A 16,726-nucleotide genomic window follows, 5' to 3' on the forward strand; every position below is an offset into this window, starting at 1 on the left:
GAACCGCATGACCGTTCATGACCGCATCATCGCCGAGCCGTTTTCGCTGCAGCGCCGCAACCCAGCCGGCGGCACCAAGCCGCTGACATCATGGGGTTTCGCCAACGAGACCGACGTCTTGACCGACGTGCTGCTCGGCTCGCCCAATTTCCTGCGCCATCTCTCGACCAGCTCCCTGTCGCGCAAGCACCTGCGCGAGGCGCCCTGCAACATCCAGATCGCGCAGGCACAACACAAGGATCTGGTCGCGGCCTACGAGCATTTCGGCGTCAACATCCACTGGCACGAGCCGACGCCGGAGCTGCCGATGCAGGTCTACTCCCGCGATTCGAGCGTGATGACGCCGTACGGCGCCATCATCACCGCCATGGCCAATTGGTGGCGGCGCGGCGAGAATTACGCCGCCATCCGCACCTATGAAAAACTCGGCATCCCGATCTATGACATGGTCACCGCGGGCACCTTCGAGGGCGGCGATTTCAACGTCATCGAGGACGGCGTGGTGCTGATCGGCTGCGGCGGGGCCCGCACGCAGGAAGAAGGCGCCCGCCAGGTACAGGCGTGGTTCGAGAAGGAGGGCTGGGAAACACGTATCGCCTTCATCGACGAGTACTATGTCCATATCGACCTGATGGTGGTGCCGATCGCCGAAAAACTCACCGCCGTCTGCCTCGCCTGCACCGAGCCGGGGATCGTCGACTGGCTGAGGGGCAAAGGGCACGAGATCATCGACGTGCCGTTCCAGGACACGATGGCGCTCGGTTGCAACTTCATGTCGCTGGGCAAGGACAGGGTGATCGCGCCGACATCCAGCCAGTCGCTGATCGGTCAACTCAAGGCGCGCGGCTTCGAAGTGGCGGCCGTCGACATGAGCGAGATCTCCAAGACCGGCGGCGGCATCCACTGCATGGCGCAGGCGCTGAAGCGCGAGGCGGCCTGAGCCCGGAACGGCAACCCCCATCTTCGCCGGCCTGATCAGCGTCAGGCGGGTGAATGGCGGTTTGTAACCGCCCCCATCAACAAACCCCGCAGGTGTGTCCTCGCCACCCTTGTGGGCGTCCGCAAATGGATGAATAGTCAGGGCGGCGTCGCCCTGAAACTGCCCGCTTGGTTTTCAGGCCGTGCCATAGCCGTCCGGGTTTTTGAATGGTCAGTCCTGAACCACGCAAGAGAAGAGGTGCGATCGCCGCTCGGCTGCTGGCGCTCGACGCATGGATCGATTCCTCTCTCTACGAGATCGGGTTCAAGGCGCGCCAGTTCTGGGAGGGCGCGACGATTTTCTCGCGGCGCTTTCGCGTCAACGGCTGGCGCCGTGGCATCGTCGAGCTGTTGAGCGAAGGTTTCACGCTTGGCGCCGGCGGCATCGTCGTCATGCTGGCGCTGGCTATTCCCGCCTTCCAGGACACGGCCGGCGACTGGCGCGCCCAGGGCGACTTCGCCGTTACCTTCCTCGACCGTTATGGCAACGAGATCGGCCAACGCGGCATCATCCAGCGCGATTCCGTGCCGGTCGACGAAATGCCCGATCATGTCATCAAGGCGGTGCTTGCCACCGAGGACCGGCGTTTCTTCGACCATTACGGCATCGACGTTCTTGGCCTGTCGCGCGCAATCTTCGAAAATGTGCGGGCAAACTCCGTCGTCCAGGGCGGCTCCAGCATCACGCAGCAGCTCGCCAAGAACCTGTTCCTGACCAATGAGCGCACCTTCGAGCGCAAGATCAAGGAAGCCTTCCTGTCGCTGTGGCTCGAAGCCAATCTGTCGAAGAAGGAAATCTTGCAGCTCTATCTCGACCGCGCCTATATGGGCGGCGGCACATTCGGCATCGAGGCGGCGGCGGACTTCTATTTCGGCAAGAGCGTCAAGGACCTCAATCTCGCCGAGGCGGCGATGCTTGCAGGCCTGTTCAAGGCGCCGACCAAATACGCGCCGCACATCAACCTGCCGGCGGCGCGCGCGCGCGCCAATGTGGTGCTGTCCAATCTCGTCGATTCCGGCTTCATGACCGAGGGCCAGGTGCTGCAGGCAAGACTGCATCCGGCCGATGTCGTCGACCGCGGCGAACAGAAGAGCCCCGATTATTTCCTCGACTGGGCCTTCGACGAGGTGAAGAAGATCGCCAAGCCCGGGCAGCACTCGCTGGTGGCGCACACCACCTTCGACGCCAACATCCAGAAGGCTGCGGAAGAGTCGGTGGAGTTCCACCTGCGCCAGTTCGGCAAGGAGTACAACGTCACCGAAGGGGCCGTGGTGGTCATCGAGACCAACGGTGCGGTGCGCGCGATCGTCGGCGGCCGCGACTATGGCGCCAGCCAGTTCAACCGCGCCACCAAGGCGCTGCGCCAGACCGGCTCCTCCTTTAAGCCCTACGTCTATGCAACGGCGATGGAGCACGGCTTTACGCCGAATTCGATCGTATCAGGCGGGCCGATCAGCTGGGGCAGCTGGTCGCCGCACAATTACGGTGGCGAGTCGGCGGGCAAGGTCCCGCTGATCGTGGCCATGGCCAAGTCGATCAACACGGTGCCCGTGCGGCTTGCCAAGGACTATCTCGGCATCGGGCCGATCAAGGCGATGGCGGAATCATTCGGCGTGGAATCGCCGCTCGAAGCGCACAAGACCATGGTGCTCGGCACCTCGGGCATGACCGTGATGGACCAGGCGACGGGCTACAGCGTGTTCGCGCAGAACGGCTTCGTCGGCTCCAGGCATGGCATCACGCAGCTCGTCACCCGCACCGGCGAGGTGGTCTACGATTTCGCCAAGGATGCGCCGCCGCCGCATCGCGTGCTGTCCGAGCAGGCGCTGAAATCGATGAACACCATGCTTGTCGCGGTACCGGCGATGGGTACCGCCAGGCGCGCGCAGATCCCCAACATCGTCGTCGCCGGCAAGACCGGCACGACGCAATCCTACCGCGATGCCTGGTTCGTCGGCTTCACCGGCAACTACACGGCGGCCGTCTGGCTGGGCAACGACGATTTCACGCCGACCAAGAACATGACAGGCGGCTCGCTGCCGGCGATGGTGTGGCAGCGGCTCATGGTCTATGCGCATCAGAACATCGACCTCAAGCCTATCCCCGGCATCGACAAGCCCTTCGTCGACGAGGAGATCGCGGCCAAGGCCGCGGAAGCGCAGAAGAAGAGCGAGGAACAGGCAGCGGCCGATGCCGCCGCCGAACGGCCGCCGGTGCTGTCCAGCCGGACGACACAGACGCTCAGGGACATGAGCCACCTGTTCGAAACGGCGCGCAGGCTCGGTGCATCGGCTCCGCCCGAAACGCTGTCGGCGCTGTGATCGCGGCGCCTCTTCCCTTCTGCCTTCGGGAAGATGGAAAAGCCACACCTTGCGAATCCGCGTCCTGCGGCTTGCCACACGACCCCGCGCCGCGATATCCCCGAGCGGCAATTCTTCATGCGCCCGGCCTTTCATGCTCAAGAACGCCTTCCTGACGCTGCTTTCGCTTGCCATAGCCATCGGCGGCGGCGGCGCCAGCGTCTGGTATGCGCTGAAAATGCAGGACGGCGTCGGGGCGATCAGGATCGGCCAGTGGACCGCCTTTCCCGATATCGGCACACCCGCAGCCGACCCCTATTCCAAGGCCCGCGTGGCGCGCGAGGGCGTGCTCGCGCTCGGCCGCGCCGAAGGGCTGTCCTTTGTCGCCGAGGACGACGCAGCTGGCGGAGAACTCAGGCGCGAATGTACCTACACGATCGAAGGCGGATTTCCGACCGCCCGATTCTGGACCCTCTATGCCGCCGACCAATCGCTCAGCGTGGTCGAGACCGGCAAATCGCGGGTTGCCGCGCTTCAATCCTATGGCGTGCTGCGCCAATCCGACAATTCGGTGCTCATTTCCGTCGGCCATCACCCGATGCCCGGCAATTGGCTGCTGACCGACGGTTCCGGCAGGATGTATTTCGTTTTGACATTCTACGACACGCCGATCGCCAGCAGCACCGGCCTGTCGGATGTGTCGCTGCCCAAGATCACCAAGGTCAGCTGCGATGCGTAGTGTCTATGCCGCGACGCGCAGACTTCTACATGCCGTCCTGCTCGGCCTCGTCGGCGCCGGCATCGTGCATATCGTCGTGCTGCTTCTGGTGCCTGAATTCTCGGAACGCGATGCCTGGTCACGGCTGTCGATGGCGTCGGATCTCTACCGGATGACCCGGCTCGATGCCGAGGCGGGCGGCGCGCCGGTGGTGAAATCGGTCGACCCGCTGTTTTATGCGACGGCTTGCCGGTTCGACCTCGATGAGGGAATGGTGAGGATCAGGGCGCCGGGCAATGTGCCCTTCTGGTCGGTGTCTGTCTATGACCGCAACGGCCACAACATCTATTCATTCAACGACCACACGGCGACCGGGGGCAAGCTGGATGCCGTGGTGCTGACGCCGGCGCAGATGATCGACATGCGCAGGGACCTTCCCGAGGAGCTTCAGGGAGCGATCTTCGTCGAAGCGCCGATCGACGAGGGCATATTCGTCATCCGCAGCTTCGTGCCGGACGACAGCTGGAAGTCGATCGTGTCGCGCTTTCTGGAGCAGAGTTCGTGCGAGCTGCAGGACTTTTAGACCGCGGCCCGGACAATCCGCATCAGAACAATCAAGGGCGGTGCCGCAGGGATGATTCCCGCCTCGGCCTCAAGAACGTTCAGTGGTGCGGCACTGGCGTGCGTGGCGTTCCCGGCTTGTCAGGGCCGGCAGGCCGCGCTTCCCCCGCGGTGGACCGCTCATAGCGGATACCGGGAAAGATGATCACCGCCGCCGGTATTTCGGTGGTTTGCTTTGCTCGATTGGTTGGTGCCGTTCTCGGCACGAAAGACAGTACCATGCCCATGGTTCGCGTATTCCTCTCGGTTGCCCCGGAGCACAACGCAACGCCTCCAAATATCATTAAGGCCGGCAGAGGGTTAACGGAGCGCTAACGGATCCCAGCTAAATTGATCTTTGTTCTTGGCAATCGCGAAACCGACATGGTTCCGGTCGAGCATGGTCAGGCGTGTATAGAGTATCGGGCGTATCCCTCGTGTCATCTTCGGACTTCAGGCAAATCGCGGTAGGGACGGAATCGGGAAAGGCCGAAAGGCTGTTCCGCGCAGCGGTGTCTGCGTTCTGCTCGCTTACGCGGCCGTCCCGCCGGGAGATCGGCCAGCTCGAAGATCTGACGCTGCCGCTGTTCGACAACGTGTCCGTCGAATCGCGCCGCTACGTGGCGGCGGCCCTCTCTGAATGCGAATATGCTCCGGCCGGGCTGGTGCGGCGCCTGTGCGAGGAGCCGGTAGACATCGCCGCCCCCTTGCTCATCCGCTCGCGCGCAGTCAGTGACATCGACCTCATTGCGCTGATCGGCCGGCACGGGCTGCCGCATGCGCGCGCGATCGCGCGCCGCAAGAACCTTAATCCGACCATCGCCGATCTGATCAGGGCGCTGGAAAGGCCGACGCTGGTGCGGGTACGCGATCCGGAAGCGGAAGCCTCCCCGGCACAAACCGCTCCCTTGAAGGCGCCGGCCGCCGACAGCGCGACAAGGCAGCAGACGCCGGGCGTTGGTGCCGAAAATGCGCGGCACAGGCTGCGCTCCATGATGCGGGCCGGCGAGGAGGCGCAGGCGGCCCGGGTCGATCCGTTCACCGGGACCGACACCTATGCCAAATTGCGGGAGACGGCGCTGACCGGAAATGCCGCCTTCTTCCAGACCGCGCTCGCCGATGCGCTCTATATCGATTTCTCAACGGCCAGGTCGCTGACGGCGAACCAGAATTACATGCCGCTGCTGGCGGCGCTGCGCTCGCTCGACCTCAGCGAGGACCGGGCATTCCTGATCACTGTTGCCGTCTACCCCCGAGAATTTCCGCATCCGCAGGCGATCCGCACCTTCCTCGACCGCTACCGGCTCCTGCACCGCGACGTGGCGCTGGACAAGGTGCGGGGATGGAAGGCCGAGACCCTGTCCGAGGTGGTTCGCGACGCCGCACCCAGCGCCAGCCGCGAGGCGTCGAACAGTGACGATGCAGCGACCTTCCCTGGCCTCAGGACATCTTCACGGAAATAAGCTCCTCGACAGGAACAGCGCCGGCCTCGATCTCAACCACCCAGATGTCGGGATCGAATTTCTTCTCGCGTTCCAGCCTGGCGTCCAGCACCGAAGCATCGGCGGCGGTGGCGAGAAGGCTGAAGAAACGGTCGTCGGGCTTGGCCGAATCATAGCTCGTCTGTGGCGCCGGTCCATAGAGAGCGATTTCACCAAGCCGGCTCCGCGTCAGGACAAACACGGCGCCGGCTTCGATCGCGCCGCGCTTGACCACGGCGGCAAATCCACCCGCGCCGAAAACCCGACGCAACAGGGCCGATATCCACAGATCCGTGGTCACGCGCATGAGAAAAGTCCGGACATCATGCGGGCTATCTATCGGTATTTACACCGCTGGGCGAGCCGTTATGTGCGCCGTCAGTTGGTCAGGCCGATCTCGCGCATTTTGACATAGACCAGTTCGTCGGGCTCGCCGGTCTGCGGCAGGCCGAACAGCGACTGGAATTCCTTGATGGCCGCCTTGGTACGGGCGCCGACGACGCCGTCGAGCTGCATGTCGTCATTGCCGAAGGCCTTGAGCCCGGCCTGTATCTTGACAATGCGAGGATCCGGCGCTTGGGAAGCCGTATCGGTCTGCAGCGACACTGGAACCGCCTGCGACACTTCGGGACGCGGTTGCGGTTTCGGCACAGCGGCGGTTTTCGGGGTCGCGCCCAGCTGATCGAGCAGCAGCGCGTCGATCTCGCCGGACGTGTTGAGCCCAACCTTCTGCTGATAGGCCTGGATCGCCTTGCGCGTGTTGGGTCCGGAAATGCCGTCGACCGTGCCGGCGTAGAAATCGAGATCCTTCAATATGCCCTGCACCTGCTCCACCACCGGATCGCCCTTGACCGGCGCCGGCGCGGTACCTGGCCGCACGATGTTGAAGGTGGTCTCCGGCTCATCAGCGGCCGCGTGCGGAACGCCCTGCATGCTGCGGGTCGCGAAGAAGGCGCCGGCATGCGGAAAAGGCTGGTACCACAGCGCATTCGCCGAAACGTAGAACAGCGTCACCAGGAATGCCGTCGACCCTCCCGCCAGGACGGGATTGCGCGAAATCATGCCGCCGATGGCGACGGCTCCGTCCTGGAAGGCGTTGCTGCGGCGCTTGGCCGCCTTAGGCTGTTTTGCGGAGCGCGCCATTTCCGTCCCCTTTCGCCCTGGCCAGCGGCATCGTCAGCACCCCGGCCTTGTCCGCCGGCCGCCCTTTCGGCCCGTTCACCGGCAGGCTGATGGTGACCGTGGTGCCCTCGCCCGGCATGCTTTCGATCGACATGGTGCCTTCGTGCAGCGCCACCAGTCCCTTGACCAGCGACAGGCCAAGGCCGGTCCCCTCGAAACGACGGGTATAGTCGTTCTGGATCTGCATGAACGGCTTGCCGAGATTGGCGAAATCTTCCTCGGCGATACCGATGCCGGTGTCCCGCACCCAGAAATGCAGGCGCGAACCGATCCGCTTGGCACCGACGACGACATCGCCGCCATCGGGCGTGAACTTGATCGCATTCGAGACGAGATTGATGAGGATCTGCTGCACGGCGCGCCGGTCGGCGTTGATTTCGCCGGCGTCCGGCGCGATCTGCGCCTTGAGATCGATGTTCTTGGCCTGCGCCTGGAGCCGCATCATCTGCTGACACATGTCGACGGCTTCCATGAAGCGGAATGGCTCCGGTTCGGTCGCATAGACGCCCGATTCGATCCGCGACACGTCGAGAATGGAGGTTACGACGGCAAGCAGATGCTGGCCGGAATCGCGCACCAGACCGACATATTCCTTCTGCCGTGGATCCTTGAAGGCGCCGAACATCTCGTGCAGCAGCATGTCGGAGAATCCGATGATGGCATTGAGCGGCGTGCGCAGTTCGTGGCTCACCACCGCCAGGAAGCGCCCTTTCGCCACTTCGGCGGCGGCGGCCGCGTCATTGGCGGCGCCGAGGTCTTCGCGCAACCGGGCGACCTCGTCGTTCTCGCGCAGCACAAGCGTGAAAACGTCGCCCTGCTCCTGAGCGCGCATCAGTTCGAGCGAAAACGGCCGATAGTTGTCTGCCGGGCCATTGCCATTCTGTCCATTGCCGTCCTGCGGCAGCCTGACGCGCAACTCCAGCCTCCGCGACAGCGCCCCGTCTCGCATGTCGGCCAAGGCACTGAGATAGGAGACGCGATCCGAGAGATGCACGCGATCGAAAAGCCCGGTTCCGCAAAGCAGTTGCGGGGGCAGTTTCAACAGCGTACGCGCCTTTGCCGAGGCATCGATAACCTCGCCATGGCGGGCGACGCGCAGGACCACCGCGTCGATCATGTCTTCCAGACGATCGCCGGTGTCCCCTACGTCGGCCGCAGCCGCCGTGTTGCGAACCGCCGATATACGCGGCACCAGCGTCAGCGCCCAGGCCAATGGCAGCAGCCAGTGCCACGCGGCGATCGGCACCGCGGCGTGCGGGAGGACGGTTGCCGTCACAGGCTGCAACAGAATGGCGACGACGGCGCAGACGGCTCCCCACAGCGCCGCGCGGCGCGAGGCGCCGATCCACCAGGCTTCGAACGGCAGCGCCACGAAAAGCATCGCGACCGGAGAGCTCAGCCCGCCGGCAGCGGCAACAAGACCGGCGAGCGCAAGTCCCGCGATCGCCAGCGCGGCCCGGCCGGCCAGATCCATCCTGCCGGTCGCGGCCACCAGCAAGGCGATGAACCAGCAAAGACCAAAGGCCGCGAAGATGGCGGCCACGGTGACGGCTGCGCCCATGCCTGACGTGACGAGCGTGACGGCGGCACCGGCGGCAAAGAACGGAGCGGCCAGCATGGCGCCGATAAAGCGACGCTGACGCTCGCGGTCGTCCAGCCCAAGAATGGAGGGATGGACCATACGTTCACAACCGGCGGCCATTGCCCCAGGCAATTCAACGTATCTGGCCTTGATCGGCATCAACTCAACGCACCCGCACTCGTCGTGAACAGCTCTGCTTTTGCAGATCGTTTTGATTGACTCTGAAACTCGCACCCAGCCTTTAAAGAATGGATAAGGCAGGGCCGACCCAAGGCCCGGCCCACGGCGAATATCGGGATGGGAGCGCCCGAAAAGGCGGGCAAATGCCACCATAGTAAACGGAGGGTTATCCGCAGGGGCCGCCCGAACCCTGGCCAGCCGCAGCGCACCGACCGCCTGATTCTGTGGAAAACGCAATAGAAACAAAGGAATATATGGCTGATGGATGATAAGAAAAATGGTTCCAATCTGAGACAAATCGACAGCAAAACGCTTCGTTTCGAATTTGCCTCAAATTTGAAGAAAATTCTCGGCCAACCCGCAAGCCGTCCTTTGCGCCTGTGTGCCAATATCCCGCCCACAAAAGAGGTCATGCTCATGGATGCATGATCCGGTCACGACAAGAGGCGAGCATGTTCTTCCTGATGAGAATGGCTTTCTGGTTTTCGCTGGTGCTGCTGGCACTGCCGCTGGGCGTCGGTTCCGAGCCGGGTCAAGAAAGCGTAGGCCCGATCCAGGCTTTGTTCGCGGCCCGCGACGCGGTCGGCGACATCGCCGGCATTTGCGAACGCAAGCCCGATGTCTGTGAGACCGGCAAGTCGGCAATGCACACCATCACCGCAAGGGCCAAGGAGACCGCCAAGATCGCGGCCGCCATGCTGGACGACAAGTCCGCCGGCCCCGACACCTCCACAATGACCGGCAGCGTTCCCGAAGAAGTCGTCTTGCCCGAGACGGTCAACCTGCCGGTAAAGAATTAGGCCGTTTCGACGGCGCACCGCGGGCAGTCTGCCCTCTCGACGCCCGCGGTATCCTTGTTTTTCCGTGACGCGGCGACGGTGGATGACTATATCCCAGTCATGACGACCACGATCCAGACGATCCGCGACGACTTCTCGTTCCTCGACGAATGGGAGGACCGCTATCGCTATGTCATCGAACTCGGCGAGGCGCTGCCGCCATTCCCCGACGAGGAACGCACCGCCGCCAACAAGGTGCCAGGCTGCGTCAGCCAGGTCTGGCTTACCACCGACCGGGGGCCGGGGGGCGATCCGGTCATCACCTTCAGGGGCGATTCGGACGCCCATATCGTGCGCGGGCTGGTGGCGATAATGTTGGCGCTGTTCTCCGGCAAGACCGCCAGCGAAATCCAGAAGACCGATGCGGAAGCGACGCTGAAGGCGCTCGGCCTGGACGAGCACCTGTCGCCGCAGCGCGCCAACGGCCTTCGCTCGATGGTCAAGCGCATCAGGCGCGATGCAGAGGCCGCACTCGAGCAGACGGCCTGATATCGCCTCCGCGACCAGCCGATCGCACTGGTACCAGCGCTGTCCTTGGCCCACCGGCAAAGTAAAACGGCGCCCGAAGGCGCCGATATCGATCCGGTTGAACTGTCCGTCCGGCTCTATCTATCGTTTGAGCCGCATTCTGCGATGCCAAGTGCACTCACCTGGCAGCAAATGCTTAGCGGGCCTTGCGCTTGCGGCCGAGGCCCATCTTCTTGGCGAGCTGGGAGCGGGCGGCCGCGTAGTTCGGGGCAACCATCGGGTAGCTCGGGTCGAGGTTCCACTTTTCGCGATACTGATCCGGCGTCAGATCATAATGAGTCATCAGGTGACGCTTGAGCGACTTGAACTTTTTGCCGTCTTCAAGGCAAACGATGTAGTCGTCATGAACCGAGCGCTTCGGGTTCACTGCCGGCTTCTGCTTGTCGGCGGGCGGCTGTTCGGCGGTTCCGCCCACACGCCCGAGAGCAGCATGGACATCGGAGATGAGGTTCGGCAGTTCGCCGACCGGCACGGGATTGTTGCTGACATAGGCGGCCACCACGTCGGCGGTCAGCTCGATCAGCGCGTCGCTGTTTCTGGAAGGTGTTTCGACAATATCCATGGTCTTCAGGCCCCAACGAGAGTTAGTTTAGTGCGCCCTTTTTTACAGGCAAGGCATTGCACGAATTTTGTGCAGACAGAGCTTCTGCGATTCGTGTCGCGGGGGCATCAATGAACCTACCTAGCAAGTAAGTCAATTCGATCCTTGCACTATATTGAACGATGTTGATCAAATATTTTCGGATCAGCTTCAATCTTTCGTGCACGATGTAATTTTTCGATATTTCGCAGGCGAAACCAGCGACCGGTGACGCAGCGTTAGCTAACCGTTACATTCGCGCTAACTCACAAAGCATCTCCGAGTGCTTTGCTTTGCTTGGAGATCGCGCCGGCAATCTTGGTTGCTCACCCCCTTTCGCAAAACCAGAGGTTGCCCCACCTCGGCCATTGCCGGCCCTCACGCGTCGTGCAGCCGACCAGCTCGGATCACTCAATACGGGGCGATGTATTTGCCATAGGCCCACCCGGTGACGAAACCGCCGTTCTTGGCCGGATCATGCCAGACTTCGCACCAGCGATAGCGAACCGCCAGCTGCTGCTTCCATGCCGGCTGATTGGCGATATCGAGCAGGTTCGTCCCGCCGGTGCATCGCTCGGTCATCTGCAAAACGGTGCCGTTCGGATATGCGGCCTGTTTCTGGGACGTGCCCGAGGGATATTTGCGCACGTCGAGCGTGTCGCCGAACGGCACGTTGGCCACTTGCCAAGCGGCGAATACGGTCGCATGAGATTGGCCGGCGATGGCCATAGTTGCGGAAACGACGGCGAGAGCCGCGACGGTGCGAGCATAGATATTCATCATTTCTCCTCCCGGCCCGCTTTCTGGAGCCCGGCGCAGCAATAAGACCCGGCTCTTGAACCCGCGCTGATCGGCGTGTTCATTGGCCATTCAGGACATTTCCAAAGCGAGACGCAATGACCAAAACTTCTGCATTCCCGGATGTCACCCCGCCAACGCCCGAGAAGCGGCCGGTTTTCGACACGCATCACGGTATCACGCGAACGGACGACTATTCCTGGCTGCGGGCCGACAATTGGCAGGAGATGTTCAGGGACCCCGCATTGCTCGATGCGGGCATCCGCGCCCATCTCGAAGCCGAGAACGCCTACCAGTCGAAACTGATGGCCGACACGGCCGATTTGCGGAAGCGGCTGTTCAAGGAGATGAAGGGTCGCATCAAGGAAGACGATTCTTCCGTGCCGATGAAGGACGGACCCTATGCGTATGGCTCCTCCTTCAAACTCGGCGGCGAGCAGCCGCGCTATTTCCGCATGCCGCGGGACGGCGGCGCGCAGCATATCCTGCTCGACGGCGATGCCGAGGCCGAAGGCAAGGCCTATTTCCGGCTTGGCGGCGTCGATCATTCGGCCGACCATGGCAAGCTTTTATGGGCGTTCGACGACAAGGGCTCCGAATTCTATACGCTTCGGGTGCGCGACCTCTCCGACGGCAAGGAACTCGCGGACACGGTTCCAGACACCGGCGGTTCGGGGGTGTGGAACGCCGCCAATGACGGGTTTTTCTACACCCGGCTCGACCCCAACCACCGTCCCTCCAAGGTGCTGTTCCATGCGCTTGGGCAGGATCCGGCAAGCGACCGGCTGATCTATGAGGAAAATGATCCCGGCTTCTTCATGAATGTCGGCGGCACGCGCTCCAATGAATGGATCATGGTTGCCATCAACGACCACGAGACATCGGAATACCGGCTGCTGAGCGCGGGCGAGCCGTTTAGCGAGCCGAAGCTGGTGGCGGCGCGCGAGACCGGTCTTCAATACGAGATGGAGGAAGGCGGCGACATTTTCTTCATCCTGACCAACGCCGATGGGGCCAAGGACTTCAAGATCATGACGGCGCCGGCGAGCGATCCGATCCGCGCCAACTGGCAGGAACTGGTTCCGCACGAGGCCGGCCGGCTGATCCTGTCGGTGATCGGCTTCAAGAACCATATGGTCAGGCTGGAGCGCAAGGAGGGCCTGCCGCGCATCGTCGTGCGCGACCGTGCAACCGGCGAGGAACACCTGATCTCCTTCGACGAGGAGGCGTTTTCGCTCGGCCTGTCGGGATCCCTGGAATACGACACCGAGATCATGCGCTTCACCTATTCATCGATGACGACGCCGGCGCAGGTCTTCGACTACAACATGCGCACCCGCGAGCGCGTGTTGCTCAAGACCCAGGAGGTGCCGTCCGGCCACGACCCGGGGCGCTATGTCACGCGTCGGCTGATGGCGCCCGCGGCTGATGGCGAATTGGTGCCGGTCTCGCTCTTGTACCGCCGCGATACCCCGCTGGACGGCTCCGCGCCTTGCCTGCTTTACGGCTACGGTTCCTATGGCATCACGGTGCCGGCGGCCTTCAACACCAACTGGTTCTCGCTGGTCGACCGCGGCTTTGTCTTTGCAATCGCCCACGTCCGCGGCGGCAAGGACAAGGGCTATGGCTGGTACGATGACGGCAAGCGGGCGCACAAGATGAACACTTTCACCGATTTCATCGCCTGTGCACGCCATCTGGTCGCCGAACGCTACACTGTGCATGACCGCATCGTCGCGCAAGGTGGATCCGCCGGCGGCATGCTGATGGGCGCGGTCGCCAACATGGCGCCGGACTGTTTCGGCGGCATCGTTGCCGAGGTGCCTTTCGTCGACGTGCTCACCACCATGCTCGACGCCAGCCTGCCGCTGACCCCGCCGGAGTGGCCTGAATGGGGCAATCCGATCGCGTCGGCGGACGATTACCGGACGATCGCCGCCTACTCGCCCTATGACAATGTCGCCGCGCTCGGCTATCCACCGATCCTGGCGCTAGCCGGTCTCACTGACCCGCGCGTCACCTATTGGGAACCGGCCAAATGGGTGGCGCGGCTGCGCGAGCGCAAGACGGGCGACAATCCGGTCCTGTTCAAGATCAACATGGAATCGGGCCATGCCGGCGCGTCCGGCCGGTTTTCCCGGCTGGAGGAGATCGCCTACACATATTCATTCGCCTTGAGAGTGACAGGCAAGGCAACAGGGCCGCAGGGCTGAAGCGGTCATTGCCCTTCGGCCCCTGGCGTGACTTGATCGGCGACGAACGCCGAGGAGGATGCGAGCAATGATCGACCTGGCCACATTGACCACCTATGTCGCCGTGGTGCTCGGTTTTGTGTTTATTCCCGGCCCCGCCACGCTGCTGACGGTCGCGCGGGCAACGAGTTCGGGAACCAAAGCCGGCATCGCAACCGGCGCAGGGATCGCGGCCGGCGACGTGTTTCACACCTTCACGGCCATGGTCGGCATCTCGGCGATCGTCGCCGCATCGGCGGTGTTGTTCAGCGCCGTGAAGTATCTCGGTGCGGCATATCTCGTTTATCTCGGCATTCGCGCGATCATGGAAAAGACGCCGGCCGATCTCGCCGCCGGCAGGTTCCCAATCTCAGCGGGCAAGGCGTTTCGGCAAGCCATACTGACTGAGATGCTCAACCCCAAGACGGCGCTTTTCTTCCTCGCGTTCCTGCCACAGTTCGTCCGGCCCGAAAACGGATCGGTCATGCTCCAGCTGGCGGTATTGGGGATCATCTTTGTTCTGCTGGGCCTCTTCAGCACAGTGGTTTTCGCGGTGAGCGCAGGCGGGCTTGGCACTTTCCTGCGTCGAAATCCCACGGTGTTAAAATGGCAGGGCAAGATTGTCGGCGGCATCTATTGCGGCCTGGCGTGCGGCTGGCGCTTCAGCAGCGCTGACGCGAAACGGTGACCGGCGCGGCCTTCTCGGCGAGCCGGGCAATCATTGGTTTTTGAATTCCGTGTTGCTGGTTTTCGCTCGCAATTGCGATGCCCGCGCGCTACCCAAGGCGCGTTTTGTCCCGGGCCATGACAGCCCACAATCGCACAAGGGCCTGCCATGCTGCTCGTCGACGTCTATCTCGACAAATCCCCCATCCAGGGCATTGGTGTCTTTGCCAAGAATCCCATTTCCCGCGGCACGATGATCTGGAAGCTGGATCCGAGATTCGACCGGCTCATCGAGGTCGAGACCTATGAGAGCCAGACAGGACCGGTGAAGAGCTATCTCGATCGCTATGCCTATCCGGACAGGCGAGATCCGAACTACATCGTCTTCGAGGCCGACGATGCACGCTACATGAACCACGCCGACGAGCCGAATTGCGACGTATCCTCGCCGGAGGAAAGCTTTGCGTTGCGCGACATCGCGGCCGGCGAGGAACTGACCTGCAACTACAATCATTTCTTCGCGGCGGGCTTCGACTTCCTGGGCGATCGCCACCCGTAGTCAGCTCGCCGGTTTTTTGCGCGCCGGATAGCCGTTCGGATGCGGCGGAACCGCCTTGAGATAGGCCGCGATCGCCGCGCGGTCCTCGGGCGCCAGTTCGGCCATGTTCCTCTGCACGTCGACCATGGCCCCGCCAACGGAATCGAAATCGGGCGTGAAGCCGGTTTCGAGATAGTTGGCGATATCGGCCTGCGACCAGTCGCCGATGCCGCCCTCCCCGGAGGTGATATTGGGGACGATGCCAATGCCTTCGGCGGCTGTGGCTCCAGCCAGCCACTCGCTCTTCTTTGGCCCCCCCGCAAGGTCACGCGGTGTGTGACATTCGCCGCAATGACCCGGTCCCTCGACCAGGTAGCGACCGGCAATCACAGGACCAGGCGCGCCTTCGGGCAGGGACACAACAGGCTGCTCGCTGAGATAGAGCCGTTTCCACAAGCCGATGCCGCGACGGATGTTGAACGGGAAACTCAATGAATTGGCCGGCGCTCGGCCGGCAACCGCCGGCAGCGTCTTCAGGAAGGCATAGAGATCGGCAATGTCGGCGGGCTTCATGCGCGCGTAGGAGGTATAGGGAAATGCCGGATAGAAATGCTCGCCCGACGGCGAGACACCCTTCAGCATGGCATTGGCGAGATCCTCGGCCGACCACGCGCCGATGCCGTCCTTCGGGTCTTGCGAAATGTTGGGCGGCACAAACGTGCCAAACGGGGTCTTGAGTTCAAGGCCGCCGACAAGTTCGAGCCGCTCATCGCCTTTCGAACCGGGTTTTGCATGGCAGGAGGTGCAGCCGCCGGCATCAAAAATGCGCTTGCCTCTGGCCGCGTCACCAGGCGCGAGCTTGGCCATAGTTTCCGCGTCGAGCTTCACCGGCGCCGAAAGCGTCCACGCGGCAACCGCGCCGACGCCGCCGAGCACTAGTGCGGCGCAGACAAACTTCCTCAGCCATGCCATGGCCGGCGATCAGCCTTTCTTGACCCTGTAGCCCTTGTGGCAGGTGCCGCAGTCGGAGCCGATGACGCCGATTTGCGTCTTCAGGGACTCCACGTCGGCTGGGGCCGCGGCGACCGCGGCCTTGACGTCGGCAAGATACTTGTCTTCTGTCGCCTTGAAACCGGCCATGTCTTGCCAGATCTTCGGCGCCGCCGTGGTGTCGCCCGTGTCGCTGCCCGCCGGGAACAGGACGTCGGCGTCGAATTTTTCCGCGTTCGCCTGGAGCGCCTGCAGCGCAGTCAGTACGGCGGCGGCATCAAAGGGCTCCTCACCCTTGACCACTTTCGACAGGCCGCCGACGATCTTCCCGCGTTCCTTCATCAGGGCCTGGCGGTCGAGGATCGGGTCGGCAAAGGCCGCCGAACCGGCGAACGCGAGCATAGAGATGGCGACGACAAGCTTTCTCATTCAATTGGCTCCATGATGAAGGCATTTCGGGACAGGACGTTAACGGACGTGGCGGGAGGAATATTCCCTTCCCCCAACGATTTTGCCAGACCTTTACTGCTGTGG

At 62.8% G+C, this 16,726-nt stretch carries 17 protein-coding genes and 1 pseudogene; 11 read left to right on the top strand and 7 right to left on the bottom strand.

Annotated features, from left to right (window positions below; genetic code table 11):
* Window positions 1-7: 7 nt before the first annotated feature.
* The 5 genes from FJ973_RS11570 (at window position 8) to FJ973_RS11595 (ending at window position 6,060) form a co-directional block, all read left to right on the top strand.
* Window positions 8-940: a dimethylarginine dimethylaminohydrolase family protein gene (locus FJ973_RS11570; RefSeq protein ID WP_140494721.1), complete on the top strand. Its 933-nt coding sequence runs from the start codon at window positions 8-10 to the stop codon at window positions 938-940.
* 206 nt (window positions 941-1,146) lie between these two features.
* Complete coding sequence (locus FJ973_RS11575; RefSeq protein WP_140555850.1) at window positions 1,147-3,300, top strand: penicillin-binding protein 1A; 2,154 nt, start codon at window positions 1,147-1,149, stop codon at window positions 3,298-3,300.
* A 133-nt stretch (window positions 3,301-3,433) separates the two neighbouring features.
* Window positions 3,434-4,018 carry a DUF1214 domain-containing protein gene (locus FJ973_RS11580; RefSeq protein WP_140517961.1) on the top strand — a complete coding sequence of 195 codons (585 nt, stop codon included), beginning with the start codon at window positions 3,434-3,436 and terminating at the stop codon, window positions 4,016-4,018.
* On the top strand, window positions 4,011-4,580 hold the full coding sequence (locus tag FJ973_RS11585; RefSeq protein ID WP_140494730.1) for a DUF1254 domain-containing protein: 570 nt from the start codon (window positions 4,011-4,013) through the stop codon (window positions 4,578-4,580). The genes FJ973_RS11580 and FJ973_RS11585 overlap by 8 nt, the downstream gene beginning before the upstream one ends.
* A 454-nt stretch (window positions 4,581-5,034) precedes the next feature.
* Window positions 5,035-6,060, top strand: a complete 1,026-nt coding sequence (locus FJ973_RS11595) for a DUF2336 domain-containing protein (protein ID WP_140555852.1) — start codon at window positions 5,035-5,037, stop codon at window positions 6,058-6,060.
* Here the strand turns inward: FJ973_RS11595 and FJ973_RS11600 are convergent.
* The 3 genes from FJ973_RS11600 to FJ973_RS11610 form a co-directional block, all read right to left on the bottom strand.
* A complete protein-coding gene (locus tag FJ973_RS11600) occupies window positions 6,038-6,385 on the bottom strand; it encodes a DUF1491 family protein (protein ID WP_140555853.1) in 348 nt (115 codons plus the stop codon). The two genes, FJ973_RS11595 and FJ973_RS11600, sit on opposite strands and share 23 nt — an antisense overlap.
* A gap of 71 nt (window positions 6,386-6,456) precedes the next feature.
* Complete coding sequence (locus tag FJ973_RS11605; RefSeq protein WP_140520732.1) at window positions 6,457-7,221, bottom strand: peptidoglycan-binding protein; 765 nt, start codon at window positions 7,219-7,221, stop codon at window positions 6,457-6,459.
* Window positions 7,196-8,941: a PAS domain-containing sensor histidine kinase gene (locus FJ973_RS11610; RefSeq protein WP_140555855.1), complete on the bottom strand. Its 1,746-nt coding sequence runs from the start codon at window positions 8,939-8,941 to the stop codon at window positions 7,196-7,198. Before FJ973_RS11610 ends, FJ973_RS11605 begins: the two co-directional genes overlap by 26 nt.
* 342 nt (window positions 8,942-9,283) lie before the next feature.
* Between FJ973_RS11610 and FJ973_RS30880 the strand changes: the two genes are divergently transcribed.
* The 3 genes from FJ973_RS30880 (at window position 9,284) to FJ973_RS11620 (ending at window position 10,350) form a co-directional block, all read left to right on the top strand.
* On the top strand, window positions 9,284-9,451 hold the full coding sequence (locus FJ973_RS30880; protein WP_181169789.1) for a hypothetical protein: 168 nt from the start codon (window positions 9,284-9,286) through the stop codon (window positions 9,449-9,451).
* Window positions 9,452-9,474: 23 nt separating this feature from the next.
* A complete protein-coding gene (locus FJ973_RS11615) occupies window positions 9,475-9,822 on the top strand; it encodes a DUF5330 domain-containing protein (RefSeq protein WP_140555857.1) in 348 nt (115 codons plus the stop codon).
* A 99-nt stretch (window positions 9,823-9,921) separates the two neighbouring features.
* Entirely contained in the window at window positions 9,922-10,350 is a 429-nt protein-coding gene (locus FJ973_RS11620) for a SufE family protein (RefSeq protein WP_140555948.1), read from the top strand.
* A 175-nt stretch (window positions 10,351-10,525) separates the two neighbouring features.
* On the opposite strand, the gene FJ973_RS11625 is transcribed toward FJ973_RS11620, so the two are convergent.
* Window positions 10,526-10,951, bottom strand: a complete 426-nt coding sequence (locus tag FJ973_RS11625) for a MucR family transcriptional regulator (protein WP_095089970.1) — start codon at window positions 10,949-10,951, stop codon at window positions 10,526-10,528.
* A gap of 429 nt (window positions 10,952-11,380) precedes the next feature.
* Window positions 11,381-11,749 carry an SH3 domain-containing protein gene (locus tag FJ973_RS11630; protein WP_140555950.1) on the bottom strand — a complete coding sequence of 123 codons (369 nt, stop codon included), beginning with the start codon at window positions 11,747-11,749 and terminating at the stop codon, window positions 11,381-11,383.
* A 116-nt stretch (window positions 11,750-11,865) separates the two neighbouring features.
* Here FJ973_RS11630 and FJ973_RS11635 point away from each other — a divergent pair, with 116 nt between their 5' ends.
* From FJ973_RS11635 to FJ973_RS11645, 3 genes and pseudogenes are all read left to right on the top strand, one after another.
* Window positions 11,866-13,980, top strand: coding sequence for a S9 family peptidase (locus FJ973_RS11635; protein ID WP_140555859.1), 2,115 nt, complete (start codon window positions 11,866-11,868; stop codon window positions 13,978-13,980).
* A 67-nt stretch (window positions 13,981-14,047) separates the two neighbouring features.
* Window positions 14,048-14,673 (top strand): annotated as a pseudogene (locus FJ973_RS11640) (LysE family translocator).
* Window positions 14,674-14,833: 160 nt separating this feature from the next.
* Window positions 14,834-15,223 (top strand): SET domain-containing protein-lysine N-methyltransferase, encoded by a 390-nt coding sequence (locus FJ973_RS11645; RefSeq protein ID WP_140494748.1) that lies wholly within the window; start codon window positions 14,834-14,836, stop codon window positions 15,221-15,223.
* Here FJ973_RS11645 and FJ973_RS11650 read toward each other — a convergent pair whose 3' ends face one another.
* Window positions 15,224-16,174: a cytochrome c gene (locus FJ973_RS11650; RefSeq protein WP_140555862.1), complete on the bottom strand. Its 951-nt coding sequence runs from the start codon at window positions 16,172-16,174 to the stop codon at window positions 15,224-15,226.
* A 9-nt stretch (window positions 16,175-16,183) separates the two neighbouring features.
* Complete coding sequence (locus FJ973_RS11655) at window positions 16,184-16,621, bottom strand: cytochrome c (RefSeq protein WP_140494752.1); 438 nt, start codon at window positions 16,619-16,621, stop codon at window positions 16,184-16,186.
* Window positions 16,622-16,726 lie beyond the last annotated feature (105 nt).

Source organism: Mesorhizobium sp. B2-1-3, assembly GCF_006442495.1.
GTDB lineage: Bacteria > Pseudomonadota > Alphaproteobacteria > Rhizobiales > Rhizobiaceae > Mesorhizobium.